We start from the raw sequence: 266 nt of genomic DNA on the forward strand, positions 1-266 counted from the left end.
TGGAGCCTAGCGGGATCGAACCGCTGACCTCCTGCGTGCAAAGCAGGCGCTCTCCCAGCTGAGCTAAGGCCCCATATAAAGAAGTAAGAATGGTGGGCCTAAATGGACTCGAACCATCGACCTCACGCTTATCAGGCGTGCGCTCTAACCAGCTGAGCTATAGGCCCCTACTTCCATTATGAAGTTTCAGATTGAACCTTCAAAACTGAACAAAATCAAACGTCAAACGTTTGTGAGAACCAAGTTCTCACTTCCGTAAATATCCT

At 48.9% G+C, this 266-nt stretch carries 2 tRNA genes; both read right to left on the minus strand.

Features of this window, described 5'->3' with window-relative positions:
* Nucleotides 1–73, minus strand: a tRNA-Ala gene (locus tag RG959_RS24270).
* A 17-nt stretch (nucleotides 74–90) separates the two neighbouring features.
* A tRNA-Ile gene (locus RG959_RS24275) sits at nucleotides 91–167 on the minus strand.
* Between the last annotated feature and the right edge of the window lie 99 nt (nucleotides 168–266).

This window comes from Domibacillus sp. 8LH (assembly GCF_038806185.1).
Taxonomy (GTDB): Bacteria; Bacillota; Bacilli; order Bacillales; family Domibacillaceae; genus Domibacillus; species Domibacillus indicus_A.